This window comes from Streptomyces sp. NPDC005566 (genome assembly GCF_040605575.1).
Taxonomy (GTDB): Bacteria; Actinomycetota; Actinomycetes; order Streptomycetales; family Streptomycetaceae; genus Streptomyces.
The window spans coordinates 93,127-107,415 of sequence record NZ_JBEXDB010000009.1 but is presented as its reverse complement, the minus strand read 5'-3'; the positions used below and the strand labels follow the sequence as shown (position 1 = coordinate 107,415).

At 71.6% G+C, this 14,289-nt stretch carries 13 protein-coding genes and 1 pseudogene; 5 read left to right on the top strand and 9 right to left on the bottom strand.

Features of this window, described 5'->3' with window-relative positions; translation table 11 throughout:
• Positions 1 to 164 precede the first annotated feature (164 nt).
• A complete protein-coding gene (gene treZ, locus ABZS61_RS16355) occupies positions 165 to 1,925 on the top strand; it encodes a malto-oligosyltrehalose trehalohydrolase (protein ID WP_356420539.1) in 1,761 nt (586 codons plus the stop codon).
• A gap of 76 nt (positions 1,926 to 2,001) precedes the next feature.
• The gene (locus ABZS61_RS16350; RefSeq protein ID WP_356420536.1) at positions 2,002 to 3,018 is read left to right on the top strand and encodes an aldo/keto reductase; all 1,017 of its coding nucleotides are present in this window, start codon (positions 2,002 to 2,004) and stop codon (positions 3,016 to 3,018) included.
• Here the strand turns inward: ABZS61_RS16350 and ABZS61_RS16345 are convergent, their stop codons facing one another.
• Together ABZS61_RS16345 and ABZS61_RS16340 are read right to left on the bottom strand one after the other, a co-directional pair.
• The gene (locus ABZS61_RS16345) at positions 3,019 to 4,149 is read right to left on the bottom strand and encodes an aminopeptidase P family protein (protein ID WP_356420533.1); all 1,131 of its coding nucleotides are present in this window, start codon (positions 4,147 to 4,149) and stop codon (positions 3,019 to 3,021) included. It lies immediately after the preceding gene.
• 197 nt (positions 4,150 to 4,346) lie between these two features.
• Positions 4,347 to 4,982 carry a nucleoside/nucleotide kinase family protein gene (locus ABZS61_RS16340; RefSeq protein ID WP_356420530.1) on the bottom strand — a complete coding sequence of 212 codons (636 nt, stop codon included), beginning with the start codon at positions 4,980 to 4,982 and terminating at the stop codon, positions 4,347 to 4,349.
• A gap of 109 nt (positions 4,983 to 5,091) precedes the next feature.
• Between ABZS61_RS16340 and ABZS61_RS16335 the strand changes: the two genes are divergently transcribed.
• The gene (locus ABZS61_RS16335; RefSeq protein ID WP_356420527.1) at positions 5,092 to 5,478 is read left to right on the top strand and encodes a VOC family protein; all 387 of its coding nucleotides are present in this window, start codon (positions 5,092 to 5,094) and stop codon (positions 5,476 to 5,478) included.
• 41 nt (positions 5,479 to 5,519) lie between these two features.
• Here ABZS61_RS16335 and ABZS61_RS16330 read toward each other — a convergent pair whose 3' ends face one another.
• From ABZS61_RS16330 to ABZS61_RS16315, 4 genes are all read right to left on the bottom strand, one after another.
• Positions 5,520 to 6,425: a LysR family transcriptional regulator gene (locus ABZS61_RS16330; RefSeq protein ID WP_356420524.1), complete on the bottom strand. Its 906-nt coding sequence runs from the start codon at positions 6,423 to 6,425 to the stop codon at positions 5,520 to 5,522.
• A 34-nt stretch (positions 6,426 to 6,459) separates the two neighbouring features.
• A complete protein-coding gene (locus tag ABZS61_RS16325; protein ID WP_356420521.1) occupies positions 6,460 to 7,653 on the bottom strand; it encodes a glycine C-acetyltransferase in 1,194 nt (397 codons plus the stop codon).
• A gap of 66 nt (positions 7,654 to 7,719) precedes the next feature.
• Positions 7,720 to 8,748 (bottom strand): L-threonine 3-dehydrogenase, encoded by a 1,029-nt coding sequence (gene tdh, locus ABZS61_RS16320; protein ID WP_356420518.1) that lies wholly within the window; start codon positions 8,746 to 8,748, stop codon positions 7,720 to 7,722.
• A gap of 347 nt (positions 8,749 to 9,095) precedes the next feature.
• Positions 9,096 to 9,551, bottom strand: coding sequence for a MarR family transcriptional regulator (locus ABZS61_RS16315; protein WP_356420515.1), 456 nt, complete (start codon positions 9,549 to 9,551; stop codon positions 9,096 to 9,098).
• 101 nt (positions 9,552 to 9,652) lie between these two features.
• On the opposite strand from ABZS61_RS16315, the pseudogene ABZS61_RS16310 reads away from it, so the two are divergent.
• A pseudogene (locus tag ABZS61_RS16310) lies at positions 9,653 to 10,306 on the top strand (MFS transporter); the annotation flags it as partial.
• Between the two features lie 63 nt (positions 10,307 to 10,369).
• Here the strand turns inward: ABZS61_RS16310 and ABZS61_RS16305 are convergent.
• Positions 10,370 to 11,191 (bottom strand): hypothetical protein, encoded by an 822-nt coding sequence (locus ABZS61_RS16305; protein WP_356420512.1) that lies wholly within the window; start codon positions 11,189 to 11,191, stop codon positions 10,370 to 10,372.
• A gap of 102 nt (positions 11,192 to 11,293) precedes the next feature.
• Positions 11,294 to 12,493: an MFS transporter gene (locus tag ABZS61_RS16300; protein ID WP_356420509.1), complete on the bottom strand. Its 1,200-nt coding sequence runs from the start codon at positions 12,491 to 12,493 to the stop codon at positions 11,294 to 11,296.
• Between the two features lie 73 nt (positions 12,494 to 12,566).
• On the opposite strand from ABZS61_RS16300, the gene ABZS61_RS16295 reads away from it, so the two are divergent.
• Entirely contained in the window at positions 12,567 to 13,325 is a 759-nt protein-coding gene (locus ABZS61_RS16295) for a DeoR/GlpR family DNA-binding transcription regulator (RefSeq protein WP_356420506.1), read from the top strand.
• Between the two features lie 60 nt (positions 13,326 to 13,385).
• Here ABZS61_RS16295 and ABZS61_RS16290 read toward each other — a convergent pair whose 3' ends face one another.
• On the bottom strand, positions 13,386 to 14,231 hold the full coding sequence (locus ABZS61_RS16290) for an alpha/beta hydrolase (RefSeq protein ID WP_356420503.1): 846 nt from the start codon (positions 14,229 to 14,231) through the stop codon (positions 13,386 to 13,388).
• Positions 14,232 to 14,289: the final 58 nt, after the last annotated feature.

Genomic DNA, 14,289 nt, shown 5'->3' with positions numbered 1-14,289 from the left:
TCCTGGGTTCTCTACGTATGAGCAGAACCCGGTAGGGCAATGATCAGAACCAGACCCTGATCGCCAGTTATGGGCTCGCTCCAGTCCCCCGGGGCCCCGAGTGCGACTTCGGCCGATCATTGGGCCCGTTGCAGGGCATCCGGTTCATGGACGAGGAGTGGTGAATGCAGTTCGAGGTGTGGGCCCCGCGGACCGAGTCGGCCGTGCTGCAGACCGCAGGCGGGCGGCAGCAGATGGAGCGCGATCCGCTGCGGGAGGGCTGGTGGACGGCCGAGGCCGAGGCCGACGACGGTGACCGCTACGGCTTCGTGCTCGACGACGGCCCCCTGCTCCCCGATCCGCGTTCGCGCCGCCAGCCGGACGGGCCCGACGGCAGGAGCGCGGTCGTGGACCCGACCGCGTACACCTGGCGCAACGAGTGGGCCGGGCGGGGGCTGCCGGGCGCCGTCCTGTACGAGCTGCACATCGGTACGTTCACGGAGGCGGGCACCTTCGACGCCGCGGCCGAACGCCTCGGGCATCTCGTGGAGCTCGGTATCACCCATGTGTCCCTGATGCCCGTCTGCCCCTTCCCCGGAACCCACGGCTGGGGGTACGAGGGGGTGTCGCTGTGGGCCGTGCACGAGCCGTACGGCGGCCCGGACGGACTGAAGCGCTTCGTCGACACGGCGCACGGGCTGGGCCTCGCGGTCGTCCTGGACGTGGTCCACAACCACCTCGGCCCCTCGGGCAACTACCTGCCGGCCTTCGGCCCGTACTTCACCGACACGCATCACACGCCCTGGGGCTCGGCCGTCAACCTCGACGCCCCCGGCTCGGACGAGGTCCGCTCGTACCTGCTGGGCAGCGCGCTCGCCTGGCTGCGGGACTACCGGATGGACGGGCTGCGCCTGGACGCCGTCCACGCGCTGGCCGACAGCCGGGCGCTCACCTTCCTGGAGGAGCTGTCCGGGGCCGTCGACGCCCTCGCCGCCGAGCTCGGCCGGCCGCTGTCCCTGATCGCCGAGTCCGACCTCTGCGATCCGCGCACGACCACCCCGCGCGAGGAGGGCGGCCTCGGGCTGCACGCCCAGTGGAACGACGACTTCCACCACTGCCTGCACACCGCGCTCACCGGTGAGTCCACGGGCTACTACGCCGACTTCGCCTCCGGCCCGCTGGCCGCCCTCGCCAAGACCGTGACCAGTGCGTTCTTCCACAACGGTACGTACTCGAGCTTCCGGGGCCGTGTGCACGGCCGTCCCGTCGACGTCACCCGCGCCCCCGCCCACCGCTTCGTCGGCTACGCCCAGACCCACGACCAGATCGGCAACCGGGCGCTCGGCGACCGGCTCGCCGCCACTCTCTCCCCCGGGCTCCAGGCGTGCGCGGCGGCCCTCGTGCTCACCGGCCCGTTCACCCCGATGCTCTTCATGGGCGAGGAGTGGGGCGCCCGCACACCGTGGCAGTTCTTCACCGACCACACCGACCCGGAGCTCGCCCTGGCCGTACGCGACGGCAGGCGGCGTGAGTTCGCGGCCCACGGCTGGGCGGAGGAGGACATCCCCGATCCGCAGGATCCGCTCACCCGCGCCCGCTCCTGCCTCGACTGGAGCGAACCCGAGCGCGAACCGCACGCCCGCGTCCAGGCCTGGTACCGCGAGCTGATCGCGCTGCGCGGGGCCATGCCCGACCTCTCCGATCCCGATCTGGCCTCCGTCAGGACGGCGTACGACGAGGAGGCGCGCTGGCTGGCGTTCCGCAGGGGCGACCTGCGGATCGCGGTCAACCTCTCCGGGAAGCCGGTCACCATCGCGCTGGGCGGCGGCCGTCACCGCACCGGCGGGGGCAGGGTGCTGGCAGCCTGGGATCCGGTCGACGCCCCGGGCAGCGACGGGCTGCTGCACCTGCCGCCGGAGTCGTGCGTGGTTCTGGCCGACGACTGAACAAGTCCCTTGCCTTCGGGTGCACTTCAACTCGTAGCTTCACCACTGAGCAACGGGAACAAGCTAAGGGGACCCAATGAAGCAGCGATTCCTCGGCCGTTCGGGGCTGCGCGTCAGTGAGCTCTGCCTGGGCGCCATGACCTTCGGACAGGACACCGACGAGGCGAGCGCCCACCGGATCCTGGACGTCTTCACGGAGGCCGGCGGGACGTTCGTCGACACCGCGGACGTCTATCACCGCGGCGTCTCCGAGGAGATCGTCGGCCGCTGGCTGAAGGGCCGCAGGCGGGACGATCTGGTCGTCGCCACCAAGGTGTTCGGGACGATGGGCGAAGCGCCCAACGCGGGCGGACTGAGCCGGAAGCACATCGTGTCGGCCGTGGAGGCGAGCCTGCGGCGGCTCGGCACGGAGTACGTCGACCTCTACCAGACGCATGTGTGGGACGCGACGACACCCGTCGAGGAGACCCTCTCGACGCTCGACACCCTGGTGACGTCGGGGAAGGTGCGCTACCTCGGCGCGAGCAACCTCTCAGCCTCCCAGCTCCAGCGCGCACAGGACGTGGCCGGACGGAACGGCTGGGAGCGCTATGTGAGCCTCCAGCCGCTCTACAACCTGCTGGCCCGCGAGGTGGAGTGGGAGCTCGTCCCGGTGAGCCTGGCGGAGGGCGTCGGCATCATCCCCTGGAGCCCCCTCCAGGGTGGCTGGCTGACCGGGAAGTACCGGCGGGGCATGACGGCCGCGGCGCCCGGCACACGCGAGGCCCGCTACCAGGAGGAGCTGGGCCGCGAGGCATGGAGGGAACGGGACAACGACGAGACCTGGCGGGTCGTCGAAGCACTGGTCGCGGTCGCCGAGGAGGCGGAGCGCACCCCCGCGCAGGTGGCGCTGCGCTGGCTCCTCGGTCGCCCCGGCGTGACCGCACCGATCATCGGGGCCCGCACGGTCGAGCAGCTGACCGACAATCTGGGCGCCGTGGGCTGGGACCTCACGCCGGATCAGACAGTGCGGCTGGACGAGGCGAGTGCACGGCCGCTGCCCTACCCGTACGACGTGCTGCACCGCTTCCGCGACCGTGAGCCGCAGGACTGATCAGTCGACGACCGCCAGCTCGCGCGGGGTGTTGTTCAGCCGCCGGCCGCCGTCCTCGGTGACGGTGACGATGTCCTCGATCCGGACGCCGAAGCGGCCCGGGAGGTAGATACCGGGCTCCACGGAGAAGCACATGCCGGGTACCAGCGGCTGCTCCTCGCCCTCGATCATGTAGGGCGGCTCATGGGTGGTGACCCCGATGCCGTGGCCGGTGCGGTGGATGAAGCGCTCGCCGTAGCCGAACTCGGTGACGACGGCACGCGCCGCCCGGTCGATCTCCTGGCAGGCGATGCCGGGCCGCACCGCGCGGAAGCCCGCCTCCTGCGCCTCCCGTACGACGTCGTGCACCCGCTGCTCCTCCGCGGTGGGTGCGCCGACGTGCACCGTACGGGAGGTGTCGGAGCCGTAGCCGTGCTTGAGGCCGCCGAAGTCGAGGACGACCATGTCGCCCTGCTCGATGGTGCGGTCCCCTGCTTCGTGGTGCGGGTTGGCGCCGTTCGGACCTGAGCCGACCACGGTGAAGTCGACCTGCGAGTGGCCGAACTCCACGAGCAGGGCGGAGAGATCCGCGGCGACGTCGGTCTCCTTCCGGCCGGAGAAGCGGACCTTCAGGATCTGTTCGTACGTCGCGTCGGCGGCGGCCCCCGCCGCCGCGAGCCGCTCCAGCTCGGCGGCGTCCTTGACGGCGCGCAGCATCGGCAGGGCGGCGGTGAGGGAGGCGTACGAGGTGGCGGGAAGGAGTTCCTGCAGCGCGAGCAGGTGCAGCGCCCAGGCGTTGTCACTGACCCCGAACCGGCCCTTGTCGCCGAGCAGTTCGGCGGTGAGGGCGTACGGGTCCGCGGCGTCGGTCCAGTCCCGCAGGGTGAGGACGGGGGCGCCGACGGCACGCTCGGCGTCCGCGGCCTCCAGGGCCGGGACGACGAGGACGGGGTCGTGGCCCGCCCTGACGACGAGCAGGGTGAGGCGTTCGGTGGCGGCGGTCGGCCGGTATCCGGTGAGGTGGACCAGGTCGGGGCCCGGCGCCACGAGGACGCCCGCGAGGCCTGCGGCGTCGGCGGACTCGGCCGCCCTGGTCATCCGGGCCCTGTAGTCGTCGGCGGTGAAGGGCACGGGCTGGTCGGGGCTGGACATGACGGACCTCCTGGCGGGACGACGCGGCACACAGCATCCTGCCCGTACGTGCCGGTGGATGCGAACGCATTCGGAACGCGCCGTCGAGGTGTACGACGAGGCCGGTCGGCAGCGATGCCGGGCGGTCGCGACGGGGCGCGCCGCTTCGCCCGGGATCCAGAAGGGGGCGTGCCCCGGGACAGGGGGAACCGATGAATTCAGGGTGTGCCCGGCAGCCGCACGACCAGGTCGGCGAGGTCGCGGTACCGCTCCACCAGCCGGGCGTTGGCTTCGTCGGACCGGGCGACCCAGCGCTCCGCGTACGGGCGCGGCTTGCCGAACCGCACGTGCCGGTCGACGAGCCTGCGTGTCCGCAACCCGGGGTCGACGTCGACGAACCACACCTCGTCGAGCAGCCCGCGCACCGGCGCCCAGGGCCCCTCGGCCAGGAGCAGGTAGTTGCCCTCGGTCACCACGAGCGGGGTGTCCTGAGGGACGGCTACGGCCCCGGCGATCGGCTCCTCCAGACTCCGGTCGAAGGCCGGCGCGTACACCGGGCCCGGCCCTTCGGGGAGGCGCAGCCGCCGGAGCAGGGCCGCGTATCCGGCGGCGTCGAAGGTGTCGGGGGCACCCTTGCGGCCGGCACGGCCGAGGCGCTCCAGCTCGGCACCGGCCAGATGGAATCCGTCCATCGGGACGAGGACGGCGTGTCCTTCGAGCGACTCGACGAGCCGGGCGGCCAGGGTGGACTTCCCGGCTCCGGGCGGTCCCGTGATGCCGAGGATGTGGCGCCTGCCGGATGCGGTGAGGCGGCGGGCGCGGGCCGTCAGTCCGGTGAAGTCGCTCGTGACCATGCCGGGCATTGTCCCCGGATGCGTCGGGCCGGCGTTAGTGTTACGTATAACCGACATGCACATCCGTACAGACGTGCATGTCCGTCCACTCGAGGAACCCGAGGCCCCCATGTCCCACATCGCCCTGGTCACCCTGGTCGTCCGCGACTACGACGAGGCTCTCTCCTTCTACACGGACGCGCTCGGATTCGAGCTCGTGGAGGACACGGACCGGGGCGACGGCTCGCGCTGGGTCGTCGTGCGGCCGCACGGCACGCAGGGCACGGGGCTGCTGCTGGCGCGTGCGAAGGGCGACGCCCAGCTGGCAGCCGTCGGGGCGCAGGCGGGCGGCCGCGTCGGCCTCTTCCTGCACACCGAGGACTTCGCGGGCGACCATGAGCGGATGCGGGCCGCCGGGGTCCGCTTCCTGGAGGAGCCGCGCCACGAGGTGTACGGCTCGGTCGCGGTCTTCGAGGACCTGTACGGCAACCGGTGGGACCTGCTGCAGCCCGCCTGAGCTGCACCCGAGGTGTGCGTGAGCCGCCACGACCCGTGTGGCTACGCCAGTCCCGCCGCCGACCCGAGCGCGTCCAGGACCGGCCTGATCAGCGGGTGCCCCTCGGCACCCTGCCGCACCGCGGCGAAGACCCGCCGTGTCGGGGCGCTGCCCTCCACGGGCCGTACGACGACACTGCCGAGGTCCATGCCGCGCAACGCCGAGCGGGGCACCAGCGCCACCCCGGCGCCCGCCCCGGCCAGTGCGACGACCGCGTGGAAGTCGTCGGAGGAGTGTTCCAGCTGAGGTTCGAACCCGGCGTACTCGCAGGCCAGGACCACCACGTCATGGCAGGGGTTGCCGGGGTACGGGCCGATCCACGGGTCCTTGGCGAGGTCGGCGACGGCGACGTGCTCCTGCCCGGCGAGGCGGTGGCCGACCGGCAGCACCGCGTCGAACGGCTCGGAGTAGAGCGGCACCCGGGTGAGGCGCCGGTCGTCGTCACCGGGCGCGCCCCGGTACTCGACGGCGACGGCCACGTCGACCTGCCGGTCCAGCACCATCGGCACGCTCGCGTCGCCCTCGGCGTCCTGCACACGGACCCGGATACCGGGGGCTGTGCGCGTCAGCTCGGCGATGGCGGGGGCCAGGACGAGGCCGATGCCCGTGGCGAACGCGGCGACCGTGACCGTGCCCGCCACGCCCGCGCTGTAGGCGGCGAGCTCCGCCTCCGCGCGCTCCAGCTGGGCGAGCACCTCGTTGGCGTGGGTCAGCAGGATCTCCCCCGCCGCGGTGAGCCTGGCACCCCGCGCACCGCGCTCGACCAGGTGGTGTCCGGTCTCCTGCTCCAGGGCGGCGAGCTGCTGGGAGACGGCGGAGGGAGTGAGGTAGAGCGCGGCGGCTGCCGCGGTCACCGTGCGGTGGTCTGCCACCGCACGGAGAATGCGCAGCCGCCGTGCATCGATCATGCGCTCATTGTCCCAGGTCGGCGGAGACCGGCGACTACTCCCCCAGAGCGGCCCGCGCGTCGACGAACGCGTCCACCGCGCGGTTGACGTCCTCGGTGGAGTGGGCGGCGGAGAGCTGGACGCGGATGCGTGCGGCTCCCTGCGGGACGACGGGGTACGAGAACCCGATCACGTACACACCGCGCTCCAGGAGCAGCTCCGCCATCCGGCCTGCCTTCGCCGCGTCCCCGATCATCACGGGGGCGATGGCGTGGTCACCGGGCAGGATGTCGAAGCCCTCCGCCGTCATCCGGGACCGGAAGAGCGCGGTGTTGGCGTTGAGGCGCTCGCGCAGGTCGCCTGCGGACTCCAGCAGGTCGATGACCTTGAGGGAGGCGGCGGCGATGACCGGGGCGAGCGAGTTGGAGAAGAGGTACGGGCGCGAGCGCTGGCGCAGCAGGGCGACGATCTCGGCGCGCGCCGCCACGTAACCGCCGGACGCGCCGCCCAGCGCCTTGCCGAGCGTGCCCGTGATGATGTCGACGCGGTCCATGACGCCGTGCAGCTCGGGGGTGCCCCGGCCGCCGGGTCCGACGAAGCCGACGGCGTGCGAGTCGTCGACCATGACCATGGCGTCGTAGCGGTCGGCCAGGTCGCAGATCTCCGCGAGCGGGGCGACGTAGCCGTCCATGGAGAAGACACCGTCGGTGACGACGAGGCGCCGCCGGGCCCCGGAGGCCTCCTTGAGCTGCTGCTCCAGGTCGGCCATGTCGCGGTTGGCGTAGCGGTACCGCTTCGCCTTGGAGAGCCGGATGCCGTCGATGATGGAGGCGTGGTTGAGGGCGTCGGAGATCACCGCGTCCTCGGGGCCGAGGAGGGTCTCGAAGACACCGCCGTTGGCGTCGAAGCAGGAGGAGTAGAGGATCGTGTCCTCCTGGCCGAGGAAGGCCGAGAGGCGCTGCTCCAGCTCCTTGTGGACCTCCTGGGTGCCGCAGATGAAGCGGACGGACGCGAGCCCGTAGCCCCAGCGGTCCAGCGCCTCGTGGGCGGCGGCGACGACCTCGGGGTGGTCGGCGAGGCCCAGGTAGTTGTTGGCGCAGAAGTTGAGGACCTCACCTGCGCGCCCGCCGGAGGTGACACCGACGGTGGCGGACTGCGGGGTCCCGATCACCCGCTCGGGCTTCTGGAGTCCGGCGTCCCTGATCTCGTCGAGGGTGAGGCGCAGGTCGTCGCGTACGGAGTCGAACATGAAGGATGTCTCCCAGGTGGGTACGGGCCGGGGGTACGAGGTGCGGGGCGAGGTACGGGGTGCGGGTCAGGCGGCCCAGTCGAGCAGGACCTTCCCGCCGAGGCCGCTCGCGGCGTCGTCGAAGGCGGCTTCGAAGTCTCGGTACCCGTACCGTCCGGTGATCACGGGCGCGAGGTCGAGGCCGCCCTCCAGCAGGACGGACATGGCGTACCACGTCTCGTACATCTCACGGCCGTAGATGCCCTTGACGGTGAGCATCGAGGTGACGATGCGGGACCAGTCGACGGGGAACTCGGTGGCGGGCAGTCCGAGCATGGCGATGCGTCCGCCGTGCGTCATGTTCGCGATCATGTCCTGCATCGCCTCGGGGCGGCCGGACATCTCCAGACCGATGTCGAAGCCCTCACGCAGTCCGAGGTGGCGCTGGCCGTCGGCGATGGTCTCCTTGCTGACGTCGAGGGCGAGGCTGACGCCGACCTTCCTGGCCAGTTCGAGACGGGCCTCGCTGACGTCGGTGATGACGACGTTGCGGGCGCCCGCGTGGCGGGCGACGGCGGCGGCCATGATGCCGATCGGTCCCGCGCCGGTGATCAGCACGTCCTCGCCGACCAGCGGGAACGACAGCGCGGTGTGCACCGCGTTGCCGAACGGGTCGAAGATCGCGGCGATGTCGAGGTCGACCTTCTCCCGGTGCACCCACACGTTGGAGGCGGGCAGCGACAGGTACTCGGCGAACGCTCCGTCCCGGCCGACGCCGAGGCCGAGGGTGGAGCGGCAGAGGTGGCGCCGTCCGGCCAGACAGTTGCGGCACTTTCCGCAGACCAGGTGGCCCTCGCCGCTGACCAGGTCACCGATCTTGATGTCGACGACGTCGGAGCCGAGGTCCGCGACCTCACCGACGAACTCGTGGCCCAGGACGAGCGGGGTGCGCACGGCCTGCTGCGCCCAGCCGTCGTAGTTCCGGATGTGCAGGTCGGTGCCGCAGATTCCGGTGCGCAGGACCTTGATCAGCACGTCCGCGGGGCCGATCTCCGGCTCCGGCACGTCCATCAGCCAGAGTCCCGGCTCGGCCTTGTGCTTCACGAGTGCCTTCACGGCTGCGGCTCCCTGTACCTGGTACCTGGTGAATACCCCGGGCCGGGGGCATGCCGAAGGCGGCCTGCGGCCCGGGGTGCATGGGGGTACGGCGGACGGGAAAGGGCGAAACGCGTGCGTTCGTACGTCCTACGAACACCGTGATTCGCCGCCCACTGCCGTCACAACGACAGTGCCGCACGCCGGGCCGCAGGTCCATCGAGGATTTCTTAAGCTCCGCCGCAGCTGTGCTTCACACCGTGGTGCGGAGACCGAGCCGGCGGGCCCGGCAGCCCTCGATCCGGCAGGGGAGGATTCCCGTCCCGCCCCGCACACCGCGGGTGCCGCCGACCACCACGCGCGGCTGATCAGGGGCGGGGCCAGGGGCGCCCGTCGAGGTCCTCGATGTCGGTGTTGAAGCGCTTGAGATACGTGGCGAAGGCGGCGACCTCCTCCGGATCCCACTCGGCCATGACCTTCTCCAGGCCGCGAATGTTCGCGGACCGCTCGGAGTCGAGGCCGTGCGAGCCCTCCTCGGTGATGCGGAACTTACGGGCGATCCCCCCGTCGGGGTCCGGGATGCGCTCGACGAGCCCGGCCCGCAGCATCGCGGCGGTCTGCCGGTTGAGAGTGGAGGCGTCCAGCCCGAAGGCGTCGCTGAGCTGCCCGATGGACATCGGGCCCTCCATCCGGATGCGGCTGAGCAGGGTGTACGCGCTGCGGTCCAGGTTCTGGCTGTTCCGTCTCAGCCGGGGCGCGCTCAGCTGGAGGTGCCGCCCGAGCAGCATGGTCTCGAACTCGATCAAGTGCGTGGGCTTGTCCATGGTCCTTCTCTCGGCTGTCTTCACCGTGCGCCGGGGCTCTCAACTGCAGCTATACCACCACGGCGAAGAGCCCCGCGTCAGCCGCCCGTCCGGTCCCCGGGTTCTTCGTGATGCTGTACCTGCAGAACGTGCGGGGCTTCTCCCCGGTCGAATCCGGTGTCCGCACCCTGCCCTTCAGCCTGGCCACCGTGGTGGCGGCGCCGCTCGGCGCCGCCCTGCCCCAGCGCTTCGGCCCGCGGCTCACCATGCCGGTCGGCATGTCCCTCCAGGCCGCGGCAGCCCTGTGGATGCTGACCTGGGACACCGGTTCCCCGTACTCCGCCCTGTGGCCGCCGTTCCTCGCCATCGGTCTGGGCGTCGGCATCGTGATGTCCGCCTCCTCCGACGCCATCGTCGGCAACGCGCCGAGGAAGGACGGCGGAGTGGCGGGCGGGCTGCAGGCCACCTCGCTGCAGATCGGAGGTGCGTTCGGCACGTCCGTACTGGTCTCCCTGATCAGCGGGAAGGTGGGTTCCACCCTGACCGGCGAGCTGACCTCCGCCGGTGTCCCGGCCGGGGCGGCGGCGGGCTTCGAAGAGGCCGAGGACGCGGTGTCCATGGGTGTCTCGCCCGTTTCGGCCGACATGCCGGCCCAGCTGAAGGCCGCGGTGATCGAGGGCAGCGGCAACGCGTTCATGAACGGTGTGCACACCGCCGTGATCGTCACCGCGGTCCTGTGTGCCGCCGGCGCACTGCTGGCCGGGTTCGGCATGCGCCGTCGCACCGGGCGGAGGCCGTGGAGGACTGAGAACGCCCGGCCCGTCTCCGTACTCCCGGTGTCAGGCGGCGGCGTCCACCCGCTCGTGCCGCTCCCGCATGCGGGCGATGACGCGCTCACGCCCCAGCCTCTTGGCCTGGCGGAGTCTGGCTTCCGCGGTCAGCACCGGGATCCAGAGCAGCCAGCCCCACAGGCTGTACGTCAGGGTGCCGCTCAGCACCAGGGCGTGGTTCACGCCGAGGCCGAGCGCGAAGGTCAGCACGTACGCACCGGTCCGATGGGCGAGGAGCAGACGCAGTAGGGCGTTGCGGGGCCCCTGCAGGAGCTCGACCGCCGCTGCCAGCTCGGCGGCGGCGAGCTCCTCCCCGGGCTCGTCGGTGGACTCGCCGCGAGCGGATCTCCGGAGCGCGTCGGTGACCAGGGCGCTCTGTGCGGCAGCCCCTTCGCGCCGGGCGCGCCCTTCCGCGTGTGCCGCTTTGAAGTCGTCCCAGTAACCGCGGCCGGCCCACCCCGTCACCTCGTCGACGCGCGCGCGTTCCGCCGACCCGGGCGGGGCCAGCTCCTCGAGCCGCGCCTTCATGGCGGCGGCGCGGGCCGCGCGCCCCGGGTAGGTGAAGGAATCGGACCGGAGGCACAGTTCCAGGTACGACACGAGGAGCCCCAGGTCGTCCGCCGCGAGCGCGAGCCCCTTGCGGTACGCGCCCTCGGCCTCGGTGTCGTGGTCGTCCTCGTCCTCGGCGGCGTGCGCCTGCCCGAGCCAGCGGAAGAGGACCGGGTCGGGCCCGAGCTCGGCGAGCCCGGCCTCCGCCGTTTCCCTGACACCGGTGTAGCCGCCCACCGCGTACAGCTCCGAGCACCGCTGTATGTACTGCTGCCGTTGCATGTTCCCGCCCCGCTGGTTCGAACCAGCAGCGTCCCCACCGCACCGTGCCACGGTCAATGGTCCCTTGATCACGATTTACGCAGGCACGGACGGCGGGAGTGCTCAGGCCTCCTGGCGTGCGGGCTCCTTGCCCGCCGCCTCGGCAGGCTCCGCGGAGTCGGTCATGAGGATCGGGGCCGCGAGGCAGGCGATGACGCAGAAGGCCACCGGCAGGAAGAAGGTGAGGTTCAGCGGCATGAAGTGGGTCATCGGCCCGATCACCGCGGGGCCCGCGAGGATGCCGATGTAGCCGAGGCCCGCAACCCGCGAGACGTTCGTCGCCGCGGCGGCCGGGTCGATGTGGCCCGCGGCGCTGAAGAGTTGCGGGATGGTGCCGGACAGGCCGATGCCGAAGAGCGTCCAGCCGATCAGGGCCGGGGGGATGGTGGGCGAGAGCGCGGCCAGGACGAGCCCTGCGGCGGCCAGGCCGGATCCGTACCGGAGAATGGCGACGGGTCCGAATCGTGCGGAGACCCGGTCGGCGAGCAGGCGGCCGATGGTCATCGCGGTGGCGAAGGCGCCGTAGGCGAAGGCCGCGGTGGACGGGGAGGCGTCCAGGACGTCCTTGAGGTGCAGGGCACTCCAGTCTCCGGCCACCCCTTCGGAGAGCATGAGCACGAGGGCGAGTGCCGCCATGATCCAGATCCTGCGGGGCACGGGGCCCTTGGCGGACTTCGGGGCGTCGTCCGTCTCCGCCGGGGCGGCGTCCGGGGGCAGCAGCGCCGGTATCGCGGCCAGGGTGACGGCGAGGCTGAGCACGGCCATGGCGCCGAGCGTGACCGCCGGACTCCAGTTCCGGCCGAGGGTGAAGGCGCCGACCAGTGCCGCGAAGACCCCGCCGATGGAGAACATCGCGTGGAAGGCGGACATGACGGGCCGGCCGTAGCCCCGCTCGACCTGCACCGCATGGGCGTTCATGGCCACGTCCAGGCATCCCGTGACGCAGCCCAGCACGAACAGCGAGGCGCCCAGGGTCCAGGCGTTGGTGGCCAGGCCGGGCAGGACGAGAGCGGCGCAGGACAGTACGGCGCTGACCGGGACGGTCTTGCGGGCGCCGAAGCGGTCGCTGAGCGGACCGATCAGCTGCATCCCCGCGAACGCCCCACCGCCGAGCAGGAGGAGGAGCCAGCCGAGGACGGCGTGACTGATACCCACCCGGTGCTCGATGGTGGGGATGTGGACGATCCACATCCCCAGGATGAAGCCGCAGAGGGTGAAGTACACGAAGGTGGCCAGCCGGCCGACCCGCAGAAGTCTTTCCATGCGCGTAAACCTAACAAACAGATTTTCTGTTCGTAAGTTTGTTTTACGCACACCATTGGTGTTCACTTTGTCCATGGCGAGCGCAGACCGACTGAAGCAGATCACGCACGCGGTACTCGGGGCGGGCCGGCAGACCGTGGCGGAACTGGCCGAGCTCACGGGCGCCTCGGAGATGACCGTCCGCCGTGATCTGGAGACCCTCGCCGGCCAGGGAGTCCTGGAGCGTTACCGGGGCGGGGCCCGAAGCCTGGTGCTGCGGGGCGAGGAGCCGCCGTTCGCCCTGCGGGCGCAGGAGGGTCTGGAGACGAAACGGCGCATCGCGGCCGAGGTCGCCGCACTGATCGCGGACGGCGAGTCGGTCGTCGTCGACAGCGGCACCACGTGTCTGGAAGTGGCCCACGCCCTCGCCCACCGCCGACTGACCGTCATGCCGCTGTCCCTGCACGCGGCCAACGCCCTCACCGGGGCGGACCGGCTGACGTTGCTGCTGCCGGGAGGCCGCCCGCGCCCCGGTGAGCTCGCGCTGACGGGCCCGCTGACCGAGGCGTCCCTGGCCTCGCTGCGCTTCGACACCGCCGTCATCGGCTGCTGCGGCCTGACCGCTGCCGACGGGCTGACCGCCTACGACCTCGAGGACACGGCGGTCAAACGCGCGGCGATCGCGTCGGCCCGCCGTGTCATCGCCGTGGCGGATGCCCCGAAGCTCTCCCGCACCGCCCTGGCTCTGGTCACCCCCGCCGCCGCCCTGCACACGGTGGTGACCGACGCGGCGGCACCCGATGACGAGGTCGAGGCACTGAGAGCGGTGGGCGTGGACGTACGGAGGGTGTGACACGGCATTCCGGATCCGCACCGGCCGTACCGCAGGGGCACCTGGCGGCCGGGACGCTGTTCAGGCCGCTGAGGTCTCCAGCAGGAACGCCCTGATCGCCGCGCTCAGCTGCCGCGGCTGGTCCTCCGGGATCAGGGTGTAGCTGTCGGTGATCTCCACGAGCCGGCCCTGCGGCAGCAGCTCGGCGAGTCTGCGTCCGTGGGCGAGCGGCATGACCTTGTCCTCCGTCGCCCAGACGACGAGCGCGGGACGGTCGAACGCGCGCAGCCCTTCCGCCCATCGCAGGAGTTCGTCCTTGGGCGGTACCCCGAGAACGTAGGCCCTGAGGTCCCGGCGGATCTCGGTGGAGGTCCACAAGGGCTGGAACCACGCGTCCAGCACCTCGTCCGGGATGGGCCGCTTGCTCATCCACCCCCAGGTCATGGGCAGTCTGCGCATCGGCTTCAGCTTGAGGAGCGCGAAGGCGAGCCCGATGCCGCCGGGCATCTTCGCCGAGGCGTACAGATTGCGGCCGGGCAGGCCCGGCGGGAAGTTGTCGAAGGCCTCGCAGGACGTGATCACGAGCTTGCCGATCCGCTGGTCCCGCCCGTCCGCGACGAGGGCCTGCGCCCCGCCCCAGTCGTTCATCACCAGCGTGACGTCGGTCAGGTCCAGTACGTCCAGGAACTCCGCCACCAGCCGCGCGACCCCGGGGACCGTCAGATCGGCGTCCGGGCGCATGGGCCTGCGGTGGGCCCCCAGGGGCAGGGTGGGCACGATGCACCGGAAGTCGTCGCGCAGCTCTGAGACGACGTGCCGCCAGAGCGAGCCGTTCATCGCGACCCCGTGCAGCAGAACCACCACGGGTCCGTCGCCACCCGTGTCCTCGTACTCCACCACTCCTGCGGAAAGCAGCGCATCGGTCATGTGACCAACCTAAACCGCCGTCACCCCCCGCGAGGGGTGGCGCGGAGTGCGGGTTCCG

What these genes read in the sequence shown, in the direction of transcription:
- treZ (WP_356420539.1), top strand. Translation starts at nt 165, where the DNA reads ATGCAGTTCGAGGTGTGGGCCCCGCGGACCGAGTCGGCCGTGCTGCAG.
- ABZS61_RS16350 (WP_356420536.1), top strand. Translation starts at nt 2,002, where the DNA reads ATGAAGCAGCGATTCCTCGGCCGTTCGGGGCTGCGCGTCAGTGAGCTC.
- ABZS61_RS16345 (WP_356420533.1), bottom strand. Translation starts at nt 4,149, where the DNA reads ATGTCCAGCCCCGACCAGCCCGTGCCCTTCACCGCCGACGACTACAGG.
- ABZS61_RS16340 (WP_356420530.1), bottom strand. Translation starts at nt 4,982, where the DNA reads ATGGTCACGAGCGACTTCACCGGACTGACGGCCCGCGCCCGCCGCCTC.
- ABZS61_RS16335 (WP_356420527.1), top strand. Translation starts at nt 5,092, where the DNA reads ATGTCCCACATCGCCCTGGTCACCCTGGTCGTCCGCGACTACGACGAG.
- ABZS61_RS16330 (WP_356420524.1), bottom strand. Translation starts at nt 6,425, where the DNA reads ATGATCGATGCACGGCGGCTGCGCATTCTCCGTGCGGTGGCAGACCAC.
- ABZS61_RS16325 (WP_356420521.1), bottom strand. Translation starts at nt 7,653, where the DNA reads ATGTTCGACTCCGTACGCGACGACCTGCGCCTCACCCTCGACGAGATC.
- ABZS61_RS16315 (WP_356420515.1), bottom strand. Translation starts at nt 9,551, where the DNA reads ATGGACAAGCCCACGCACTTGATCGAGTTCGAGACCATGCTGCTCGGG.
- ABZS61_RS16305 (WP_356420512.1), bottom strand. Translation starts at nt 11,191, where the DNA reads ATGCAACGGCAGCAGTACATACAGCGGTGCTCGGAGCTGTACGCGGTG.
- ABZS61_RS16300 (WP_356420509.1), bottom strand. Translation starts at nt 12,493, where the DNA reads ATGGAAAGACTTCTGCGGGTCGGCCGGCTGGCCACCTTCGTGTACTTC.
- ABZS61_RS16295 (WP_356420506.1), top strand. Translation starts at nt 12,567, where the DNA reads ATGGCGAGCGCAGACCGACTGAAGCAGATCACGCACGCGGTACTCGGG.
- ABZS61_RS16290 (WP_356420503.1), bottom strand. Translation starts at nt 14,231, where the DNA reads ATGACCGATGCGCTGCTTTCCGCAGGAGTGGTGGAGTACGAGGACACG.